This is a genomic window from Saccharothrix sp. DSM 118769 (genome assembly GCF_052936295.1).
The window spans coordinates 3,766,274-3,776,471 of record NZ_CP193627.1 but is presented as its reverse complement, the minus strand read 5'-3'; the positions used below and the strand labels follow the sequence as shown (position 1 = coordinate 3,776,471).

Here is a 10,198-nt window from a genome sequence, read left to right as displayed (position 1 = left end):
CCGTGCACGGCGACTTCTCGAAACTGGGCTTCCGGCCCGAGCGGCGGTACTCCGCGGTCCTCGCCCAGCAGGGCAGGCTCCAGCTGGACTCCGACGCCAACGAGCAGGTCCTGCTCGACCTGCACCGCGCGCGCACGCTCGCCGCCGACCTGATCGGCCGGCACGGCGGCCCCCGGGACGCCCTGGGCTTCGGCGTCGCGCGGGTCGCCGAGAGCGACCCGGCGGACCTGACCATCTCCCCCGGCCGCTACTACGTGGACGGCGTCCTGGTCGACGCGACCCGCCCGGACGCGGGCAGGGCGGTCGGCGACGACGAGGCCGCCGCGCCCCGGCCGTGGACCTACTGGGACCAGCCGGACGCCCACCTCGACCGGGAGGGCGAGGACGACGGGCTGCCGGACGCGGCGTTCGTGGTCTACCTCAGGGTGGTCGAGCGGCTGGTCACCCACGTGCAGGACCCGGCGGTGCGCGAGACCGCGCTGGGCCCCGCGCTGCTCGACACCGCCGCGCGGCTGAAGGTGGCGTGGCAGGTGCTGGCGGTGCCGGGCGGGCTGGACGACTACGAGGAGGAGGTGGCCGCCTGGCGGTCCACCGCCCTGCTCGCCGCCCGCACCGAACGCCCCTCCCGGGCCGACGACGACCCGTGCCTGGCCGCGCCGGACGCCCGGTACCGGGGCGAGGAGAACCAGCTGTACCGGGTGGAGGTGCACACGCCGGACGCGTTCAAGTGGTCGAGGGAGAACGGCTCGGTCGTCTTCGGCGTGGCCGAGGTGGGGGACGGCGCGATCACCCTCACCGACCGCGGCCGGGACGGCAAGCTCGACCTCGACCTGGGCGACTGGGTGGAGCTCCTGGACGACGCGTACGTGGCGCGCGACGAGCCCGGCCCCCTGGTGCGGGTGACCGACGTGGACACCGAGCGCCTGCGGGTGGAGGTGGACGGCGACCTGCCCCCGGACGTCGGGCGGAACGCCGCGAAGCACCCCTTCCTGCGCCGCTGGGACCAGCGGACCGCCACCGTGCCCCTGCGGACCGGTGAGTGGCTGGACCTGGAGGACGGCGTGCAGGTCTGGTTCGCCGAGGGCGGCAGGGCGGTCCGCGGCGACCACTGGCTCATCCCGGCCCGCACCCTCACGGGGGACGTGGAGTGGCCGGCGGACTCCTCCGACCGCCCCCTGCTGCGCCCGCCGCAGGGCGTGGTCCGCCACTTCGCCGCCCTGGCCGTCGTGAACGGCGGCACCGTCCAGGACCTGCGCAACGCGTTCCCCCCGCTGGGCGCCCCGGTGCGCGGCAGGTGACCCGGCCCCGCGACCCGCACCACCGGGCCGGGCGGGTGCGCGACCCGGTGACCGGTGTCGCGCACCCGCCCGGCCCGGTGGTGGCGGCGATCGGGTCGGCGTCGGGGGTCAGGGTTCGACGTTCGCGCTGAAGAAGTCCTCCACCAGGGTCCGGGAGATCTCGTCGCGGGTCACGAACCCGCTCCCGTCCTGGTCGAGGCGGCGGAACGACTCGGCGGCCTCCTGCGGGGAGACGCCCGCCACCGCGGTGTACCACCGGGTGTGCTCGTCCAGGCCGATCCGGCCGTCGCCGTCGGCGTCGGTGATCTCCATCAGGGCGTCGACGAACGGCTGGTAGGTGGCGGTGAACGCCTCCTTGCCGCCCTGGAGCTGCTGCGCGAACCCCTGCTTGAACTCCGCGCGGTCGATGCGGCCGTCGCCGTCGGCGTCGCTGGTCCTGGACAGGTTCGTCCACATGTCGGTCATGACGGTCCCGAGGCGGGCGGCCCGGTCCGACCCGGCCGGCAGCCCGTACGCGCCGGCGAGCACCTTGGCGGCTTCCCGGAAGTCGGACTCCTCGATGTACCCGTTCTTGTCGATGTCGTAGAGGTCGAAGCGCTGGTCCAGTGTGCGTTCAAGGGATTTTGACATGGTCATGGGAACTCCCGGATGAATGCGGCGTACGGCAGTCTGCTTCGTGCGAACCGCACGAAGTCCACCCGTCCCGCTACCCCGAACTCAACTCCCGAACACAGGCCCCGTCAATAAGCCGTCCGAGTGAGCAGGAATTGGTTAGATATTTTTCACACCGTTGCTACCAGCGGCAACGGTTATTAACAGGGCATCCGGGACCGGCCTCGCATTAGCATTCAGTGGGGAGTCGGACGCCGATCGGAGGATTATGCGACATGCCTCGGAATTCACCGGACGGCAGAATTGCGACACCGTCCGGTCTCCCCCGGAAATGCGGGGCTGCAGTAATGCGGAGAACTGCTCCGGCGGTACGGGGCACCGGTCGGGTACCGGCGCGGTCGCCCCGCGGCCGGGGGCACCCCGTTCACCGGCCGGGCGTCGCCTGCCCACCGGGCGCCGTTTGTCCTCCGGCGACCCGGGTAGCCGCCCGGCATGGACGACGAACGCGGGAACGCACCCCGACAGGACTACGACGACGTGAGCCGCGCGCCGCTGGACGAGCAGGCGTCGGGCCCCCTGGACGACGAGGGCGACGGCACGCCGGGGCGCAGCGACAGCGGGTCGGTGCACCCCGAGGCCGGCCCGACCGGCAGCGTCGGTCTCGCCGACTACTCGAACGTCGACCCCGACAACGGCTGAGGGCGGTCGGGCGCGGGATCGCGCTCAGGACGGCGGGGCGGCCCCCGGGCGGACCCACAGCAGGTGCCGCACGCGCGGCGGTCCGGTGGCCAGCTCCCGCGCCGCCGCCTCCACGGCGAGGTCGACCGCGGTGCCGCGTTCCAGGTGCTGGCGCAGGTGCTCGTGCCACGTCTCGACGACGAAGGTCTCCAGGTGCAGCTCCGGGTCCTCCGAGTCGCGGAACAGGCCCCACTGGGTCGCGCCGGTCCTCCGGCGCGACCGGCCGACCTTGCGCATCGCCTCGGTGAACGCCGCGGCCCGCTCCGCCGGCACCCGCCACTCCGCGGTCACCAGCACCGGGCCGGCGGCGGCGTCCCCGACCTCCGGCGGCGCGTCCCACAGGCTCGCGGGCGTGGTGTCGAGCTTGCGGTCGGTCAGCGGCAGCAGGCGCGCCGCGACGAGCACCACCAGCACCATCGCGACAGCCGGGACGACCACGCCCCACCCCACGCCCAGCGCGCCGGCGACCGCGCCCCACACCACCGCGCCGAACGCCTGGCCGCCCATCAGCATCAGCTGGTAGTAGGCCAGCGCGCGGGCCCGCGTCCAGGCGGGCAGCAGCACCTGCGCGGTCGCGTTGAGCGTGGACAGCACGGCGATCCAGCCCGCGCCCGCCACCAGCATCGCCACGACGGCCACCGCGGCGCTCGCGGTCACCCCGGCCAACGCCGTCGCCGCCCCGTAGGCGCAGGTCGCCGCGGTGATCAGGGTGTTCTTGCCGATCCGGTCCAGCAGGCGGGGCACCACGAACGCGCCGCCGATCGCCCCGGCCCCGACGCTGCCGAGCAGCACGCCGTACCCGCCCGCGCCGAGGCCGAGCGGACCGCGCGCCAGGGCGGGCAGCAGCGCCCACAGCCCGCTGCCGAACACGACGAACAGCACGCACCGCACCAGGACCCGGGAGAACAGCGGCGAGCTGCGGACGTAGCGGGCCCCGGTGCGCACGGCGGTGACCACGTGCTCGGCGCCCAGCGGGCGCGCGTCGGCCGGGCGCCGCCACCGCCACAGCACCAGCAGCACGCCGAGGAAGGACACCGTGTTGAACGCGAACGCCGCCTCCGGCCCGGACGCCGCGATCAGCACACCGCCCAGCGCCGGCCCGATCGCGCGGCCGACGTTCATGTTCACGCCGTTGAGCAGCGCCGCCTGCGGGATCTCCGCGCGCGGCACCAGCTCCGGCTGGATCGCCTGGAACGACGGCATGGACAGCGCCTGCCCCACGCCCATCAGCGCGATGAGCGCGAGCAGCGCCACCGGCGTGGCCGCGCCGCTCGCGGCCAGCACGGCCAGCGACGCCGCGCCGGCCAGCATCAGCGCCTGGCCGCACATCAGCACCCGACGGCGGTCCAGGACGTCGCCGAGCGCGCCGGACGGCACGACCAGCAGGAACACCGGCAGCGTCGTGGCCGCCTGGACCAGCGCGACCTCCAGCGTGCTGCCGCCGAGGTCGCCCATCAGCCACTGCGCGCCCACGGTCTGCGCCCACGTGCCGGTGTTGGACGCGAACTGGGCCAGCCACAGCGCGCGGTAGGCGGCGCGGCGCAGCGGCGCCCACGCCGACGGAGCGGTCATGCGGTGCCCCCGGTCACCACCCGCAAGTACCTCGCCGGCACGTCGTCAAACGCCGTTCACCGCTTCGGGGCGCGACGCCAGCAGCGCCGCCTTGTCCGGTTTGCCGCTGGGCGCGATCGGCACCGCGGTCACCGTCGTCACGGTCGCGGGCACCGCGCCGTCGCCCAGTTCGGCGGCGACCAGCGCGCGCAGCGCGTCCCCGTCGGGCGAGGCACCGGGGCGGGCGATGACGAAGGCGTGCACCGCCTCGCCGGTGCGCTCGTCGGGCGCGCCCACGACGTACGCCTGGTCCACGTCCGGGTGGGAGGCCAGGGCCTTCTCGATGGGGCCCGCGTAGTGCAGGACCGCGTTGACGAACACGACGTCGCGGGCCCGCCCGGTCAGGTGCAGGAAGCCGTCGCCGTCGAGCCGGCCGAGGTCGCGGGTGCGGACCCAGTCGTCGCGCAGGACCTCGGCGGAGCGCGCGGCGTCCCCCCAGTAGCCGCGGAAGGCGTTGGCGGTGCGCACCAGGACCTCGCCGGTCGCGCCCGGCGGCACGTCGGCGCCGCCCTCGTCGACCACCCGCACGTCCACGCCGACCCACGGCCTGCCCACGGAGGCGAGCGAACCGGGGTGCCGCCGCACGTCGGCGGCCGTCAGCAGCGACACCATGCCCAGCTCGGTCTGGCCGTAGCCGTGGTGGGCCACGTCGCCCAGCAGCTCGACCGCCTGGGCGAACCGGTGCGGCGCCAGCGGTGACCCGGCCACGAGCAGCGACCGCAGGGTGGTCGCGTCGGTGGGCCGCAGGGTGTCCAGGACGTGGTGCAGCCGGGGCACGGTGAGCAGGCACGCGGTGACGCGCAGCCGCCCGAAGTCGCGCGGCAGGTCCGGCGCGCCCTCGGCGACCACGGCCGTGCCGCCGGAGAGCAGGCACAGCGCCAGGTGCTCGGACACCACGGCGCTGGCGAGGGTGCCGAACAGCAGGAACCGGTCGTAGCGCGCGGCCAGGTCCCGGGTGCGGTCGGTCCACCGCGCCGGCTGCCACGACCAGTGGCCGGTCAGCGCGGCGTAGGTGAAGGAGACGCCCTTGGGCACGCCGGTGCTGCCGCTGGTGAGGACCACCAGGGCCGTGTCGCCGGGCCGCCCCGCGGGCACGAGGTGCTCGCCGTCGGCCGGCAGGTCGCGCTCCAGCACGACGACGCGCGCCGCCCCCGCCGCCGCGCGCAGCGGCGGGGTGTCGGATTCGGCGTCGACCACCAGCACGCCCACGTCGCCGAGCACGTGCCGCAGGTGCGCGGCGGGCAGCCCCTGCCGCACGCCCACGACCCGGCAGCCCAGCACGTGCGCGGCGGCCTGGGCGGCGAACCCGGCCGCGCTCACGCCGGTGGCGAGCGCCACGCCCGTGCCCGGTCCGGCGCCCGCGGCGCGCAGGGCGGCGGCGGTGCGGCGGACGAGGTCGAGCAGCTCGCCGCGGGAGGTGGCTCGTCCCCGGTGCTCGAAGGCGGGCGCGACCGGGTCGCGGGCCAGTTCGTCGAGCAGCGCCTGCGGGAAAACGGACTCTTCCGACATGGGACCTCCGAATCTCTCGGGCGACTCACTACCACCGCGCCGAGCACGCCGGGGAAACCGACAGCGTCTCGACATCGATTGCGACCGTTCGGAGCAGAATTTTTGCCCGTCCATTCTGATCGGATTACACCAAAAGTATGTGAGCTAGATCACCTTGAGTATTGACCAAGGCGTTGTTTAAGTCTCAACCAGCCGCCGCAAATGCCCGTCGGATGAGAGGAGCATTCCGGTGCCCAGCACGGAGGAGTTCGAGTACCTGGTGATCGGCGCAGGTCCGGCGGGGTTGCAGGCGGGATATTTCCTCGCTCGTGCCGGACGCAGTTACCTGGTCGTGGAATCGGGAAGTGCGCCGGGCACGTTCTTCACCCGCTTCCCCCGGCACCGCACGCTGATCTCCAGCAACAAGGTGCACACCGGGTGGGACGACCCGGAACTGCGGCTGCGCATGGACTGGAATTCACTGCTGTCCGACGAGCGCACCCCGCTGTTCACCGCGCGCACCCCGCGCTACTTCCCGCACGCCGACGAGATGGTGGGCTACCTGGCCGACTTCGCGGCCACCCACGACCTCGCCGTCCGGTACGACACCCGACTGGTGGAGATCACCCGACCGGACGACTTCGAGGCCCGTGACCAGCACGGCAACGTCTTCCGGGCCAAGCGGGTCATCGCCGCGACCGGCGTCTCGCTGCCGAACCTGCCCGATTTCGAGGGCGCGGAACTGGCCGAGCGGTACGTCGACGTCACCACCGACCCGGCCGACTTCACCGACCAGCGGGTGCTCATCATCGGCCGCGGCAACTCGGCGTTCGAGACCGCGGACAACCTGATCGAGACCGCCGCGGTGATCCACGTGGTCGGCGCGGGCTCGCTGCGCCTGGCGTGGCGGACCCACTTCGTCGGCCACCTGCGCGCGGTGAACAACAACTTCCTCGACACCTACCAGCTGAAAACGCAGAACGCGGTGCTCGACGGCCGGGTCCTGGGGATTCGGCGGGACGAGCACGGCTACCACGTCAAGGTGTCGTTCGAACGCGTGAACGAAGTGGTCAAGGAAATCCGCTACGACCGGGTCGTCCTGGCCACCGGATTCCGGTTCGACGCGTCGGTGTTCGCCCCGGAGTGCCGGCCGCAGCTGACCATCAACGACCGGTTCCCGGCCCAGACCGAGACCTGGGAGTCGGTGAACGTGCCCGACCTGCACTTCGCGGGCACCATCACCCAGGTCCGCGACTTCAAGAAGTCGACCAGCGGTTTCATCCACGGTTTCCGCTACGGCGTGCGCGCCCTGCACCACATCCTGGAGCAGCGCCACCACGGCGTGGCCTGGCCCACCGCCGACCTCGGCGACCGGGTCGAGGCGGCCGTGGACGAGGTGGTCCGCCGGATCAACACCAGCTCGGCGCTGTGGCAGCAGTTCGCCTTCCTCGGCGACGTGCTGCTGGTCGCGCCGGACGGGCGGATGCGCTACGCGGAGGAGGTGCCGGTCGCCCACACCCGGGTCGCCGTGCCGCGCGGCGACTTCGGCGAGGTCGCCGCGCACGCGGTGATCACCCTGGAGTACGGCGAGGACCACGACCTGGTCGACCCGTTCGACGTCACCGCGGGGCGCAAGTCCCAGGACGACGTGCAGGGCCTCGACGGCCGCTACCTGCACCCGGTGGTGCGGCTCTACCGGGGCGGCGAGTTCGTCGCCGAGCACCACGTGACCGAGAACCTGGAGAACGAGTGGGACAGCGAGGCCGTGCACCGCGCCCCGCTGCGCGCGTTCCTCGGCACCCACCTCGGCTCCCCCGCCGAGTCGGCCGCCGCCGAGGTGCCCGCCGCCGAAGTGCCCGCCGCCGAAGTGCCTGCCGCGTCCGCGGTACGCGCGTGACCGGCGTGCTCGCCGCCGCGCGGGAGCGGGCCCGCGACGTGCTCGACCCGGCGTTCTACGACTACGTCGCGGGCGGCGCGGGACGGGAGCGGGTGGTGGCCGACAACGAGCGCGCCTTCGACCGGCTCGCGCTGCTGCCCCGGGTCCTGCGCGGCAGCGGCGTGCGCGCCACCTCCGTCGACCTGCCCGGCGCGCCCGCCTCGGCGCCGGTGCTGGTCGCGCCGACCGCGTTCCACCGCCTCGCCCACCCCGAGGGCGAGCTGGCCACCGCGCGGGCGGCGGCGGGCACGGGCGTCGTGCTGGTCACCGGCATGGCCGCCACCACCGCGGTGGCCGAGGTGACCGCCGCCGCGCGGGCGGTGGACCCCGGCGCGGCGGTGTGGTTCCAGCTCTACCTCCAGCCCGAGCCCGAGGTCACCGAGTGCCTGGTGCGGCGGGCCGAGCGCGCCGGGTGCACCGCGCTGGTGGTCACCGTCGACTCGCCGGTGTTCGGGCGGCGCGAGCGGGACCTGCGCAACGGCTTCACCGACCTGCCGCCCGGCTACGCCGCGGAGAACATGCGCGACCTGCCGGGCGGGCCGCCCGGCCGCACTCGGGACATCGCCATGTCGCCGGAGCTGTCCTGGGACGACGTGGCGCGGCTGCGGGCGACGACGTCGCTGCCGATCCTGCTCAAGGGCGTCCTGCACCCCGCCGACGCGCGCCTGGCCGTGGAGCACGGGGTGGACGGCGTCGTGGTGTCCAACCACGGCGGGCGGCAGTGCGACGCGGTGCCCGCCGCCGTGGACGCCCTGCCCGGCGTCGTGGCGGCGGCGGGCGGGCGGGTGCCCGTGCTGCTCGACGGCGGGGTGCGGCGCGGCACCGACGTGGCCGTCGCGCTGGCCCTGGGCGCGGCGGCGGTGGGCATCGGGCGGCCCGTGGTGTGGGGCCTGGCGGCCGACGGCGAGGCGGGCGTGCGGCGGGTGCTGGAGGAGCTGCTGGACGAGTACGACCACGCGCTCGCGCTGTGCGGGGCGCGCGGCAACGCCGACCTGGCGCCGGACCAGGTGGTGCGCCGCGCCGGCACCGACACCCCGACCGGCGACCGCCGGGGTGCGTCGTGAAGGTGCTGCCCCTGCTGGCCGCCGCCGCGGTGGTCGGCGCGACCCGGTGGCTGCCGCGACGGGTCGTGGCGCTGCGCGTCCGGGTCTTCGAGCTGGTCAACGGCGACCGCGCGGTGGTGCTGCCGGACGACCGGTACGGGCCCGAGGTGTTCGAGCGCGTGTACGCCGACCCGGCCGTCAACGGCCGCAGCCGCGGCGCGGGCCTGTCCGACCTGTTCTGGTACTGGCTGTCCCCCGGGCCCGAGGTGCACCAGGAGCACCTGGAGGACGGCCCGCGCTACGACGACGTCGCCCGCACCACCCGCCGGATCGTCGGCGGCGCGTCGGCGACCCTGGCCGAGGCCGCCACCCGCGCCGCGGCCACCGCGCTGGACGCCCTGCCCGACGACCGGGTGAGCCTGGTCCGGCTGCGCGACCTGGTGATGCCGGTGTGGGCGGAGTACTTCCACGAGCTGGTGTTCCGCGAACCGTGCCCGCCGCACGCCCGCGACCTGGTCGTGGGCCACGCGAACGACGTCGTCACCTCGCTCAAGTGCACCGGCCTGCGCCACCCGCGCCGCCGGGCGCGCCTGACCCGGTACCTGCGGGCCCGCGTCGAGGCGGGCGACGTGCCGCACGAGCTGCCCGCCTCGCTGACCACCGCCGAGCAGGTCCACTACCTCCAGGGCACGTTCTTCAACACCGCCGTGGTGCAGATGGCCGAGGGCACCGCCCACCTGCTGCTGGCCGTCGCCCGGCACCCGGACGTGCAGCGCAGGCTGGTCGCCGACCCCGACGACGACCGCTACCTCGACCACGTCCTGGACGAGGTGCTGCGGCTGTACCCGCTGTTCGGCATCGCCCACCGCGTCACCACCGGCGAGGTGCGGCTGGACGAGCGGACCTCGCTGCCCGCCGGGACGGTGGTGTGCTTCAGCTACCCGGACTACCACGCCACCGGCTACGACCGGCCCGACGAGTTCGACCCGGACCGCTGGCGGGACCTGTCGGCCCGCGACGCCCACCACATCCCGTTCGGGGTGGCCGCCAACCGGCCCTGCCCGGCGTGGCGGTTGGCGCCGCTGGCGATGCGCGCCTGCGTCCGCGAGGTGCTGCGCCGCTTCCGCCTGGAGTCGACCGCCTCGCACACCCGGTCCATCCCGAACCGCGCGCCGTGCCTGCTCGTGCCGCGCGGTGCCGAGCCCCGACCCGGGGTGCTGCCGGCGCTGCGCCTGTTCGTGCGGCTGCGCGACCGCTGCGAGGACGTGACGCGCAGCCTGGTGCAGCTGGTGCTGGGCACCGTGATGGTGCTCGACGCCCGCCGCCTGCGCCTGGCCGAGCGCTACTTCGCCGCCCTCGACGGTGCCACCCCGAGTGGTGCCGCTCCCGACGTTCCCGCACCGACCACCACCACCGCCACTTCCGCCGCCGCTGATACCGACCGAGCCGGGCGCTGCCCGGTGGTCCACTGA

General features: G+C 74.6%; 8 protein-coding genes. 5 read left to right on the top strand and 3 right to left on the bottom strand.

Annotation, left to right across the window (positions count from 1 at the left end):
* Positions 1-2 precede the first annotated feature (2 nt).
* A complete protein-coding gene (locus ACRAKJ_RS16535; protein WP_438923965.1) occupies positions 3-1,298 on the top strand; it encodes a DUF6519 domain-containing protein in 1,296 nt (431 codons plus the stop codon).
* A 108-nt stretch (positions 1,299-1,406) separates the two neighbouring features.
* Here ACRAKJ_RS16535 and ACRAKJ_RS16530 read toward each other — a convergent pair whose 3' ends face one another.
* The gene (locus ACRAKJ_RS16530) at positions 1,407-1,934 is read right to left on the bottom strand and encodes an EF-hand domain-containing protein (RefSeq protein WP_438923059.1); all 528 of its coding nucleotides are present in this window, start codon (positions 1,932-1,934) and stop codon (positions 1,407-1,409) included.
* 468 nt (positions 1,935-2,402) lie between these two features.
* Between ACRAKJ_RS16530 and ACRAKJ_RS16525 the strand changes: the two genes are divergently transcribed.
* Positions 2,403-2,609 (top strand): hypothetical protein, encoded by a 207-nt coding sequence (locus ACRAKJ_RS16525; protein WP_438923058.1) that lies wholly within the window; start codon positions 2,403-2,405, stop codon positions 2,607-2,609.
* A gap of 24 nt (positions 2,610-2,633) precedes the next feature.
* Here the strand turns inward: ACRAKJ_RS16525 and ACRAKJ_RS16520 are convergent, their stop codons facing one another.
* A complete protein-coding gene (locus ACRAKJ_RS16520; RefSeq protein WP_438923057.1) occupies positions 2,634-4,220 on the bottom strand; it encodes an MFS transporter in 1,587 nt (528 codons plus the stop codon).
* Between the two features lie 45 nt (positions 4,221-4,265).
* Entirely contained in the window at positions 4,266-5,768 is a 1,503-nt protein-coding gene (locus tag ACRAKJ_RS16515; protein WP_438923056.1) for an AMP-binding protein, read from the bottom strand.
* Between the two features lie 229 nt (positions 5,769-5,997).
* On the opposite strand from ACRAKJ_RS16515, the gene ACRAKJ_RS16510 reads away from it, so the two are divergent.
* Genes ACRAKJ_RS16510 through ACRAKJ_RS16500 form a run of 3 tightly spaced genes read left to right on the top strand, consistent with a single transcriptional unit; the run spans position 5,998 to position 10,198 of the window.
* Positions 5,998-7,644 (top strand): NAD(P)-binding domain-containing protein, encoded by a 1,647-nt coding sequence (locus ACRAKJ_RS16510; protein WP_438923055.1) that lies wholly within the window; start codon positions 5,998-6,000, stop codon positions 7,642-7,644.
* Positions 7,641-8,747: an alpha-hydroxy-acid oxidizing protein gene (locus ACRAKJ_RS16505; protein ID WP_438923054.1), complete on the top strand. Its 1,107-nt coding sequence runs from the start codon at positions 7,641-7,643 to the stop codon at positions 8,745-8,747. The genes ACRAKJ_RS16510 and ACRAKJ_RS16505 overlap by 4 nt, the downstream gene beginning before the upstream one ends.
* Complete coding sequence (locus tag ACRAKJ_RS16500) at positions 8,744-10,198, top strand: cytochrome P450 (RefSeq protein ID WP_438923053.1); 1,455 nt, start codon at positions 8,744-8,746, stop codon at positions 10,196-10,198. The genes ACRAKJ_RS16505 and ACRAKJ_RS16500 overlap by 4 nt, the downstream gene beginning before the upstream one ends.

Bases quoted from the DNA above. Each gene is read 5' to 3' on its own strand.
- ACRAKJ_RS16530 (WP_438923059.1), bottom strand. From the start codon at position 1,934: ATGACCATGTCAAAATCCCTTGAACGCACACTGGACCAGCGCTTCGAC.
- ACRAKJ_RS16525 (WP_438923058.1), top strand. From the start codon at position 2,403: ATGGACGACGAACGCGGGAACGCACCCCGACAGGACTACGACGACGTG.
- ACRAKJ_RS16520 (WP_438923057.1), bottom strand. From the start codon at position 4,220: ATGACCGCTCCGTCGGCGTGGGCGCCGCTGCGCCGCGCCGCCTACCGC.
- ACRAKJ_RS16515 (WP_438923056.1), bottom strand. From the start codon at position 5,768: ATGTCGGAAGAGTCCGTTTTCCCGCAGGCGCTGCTCGACGAACTGGCC.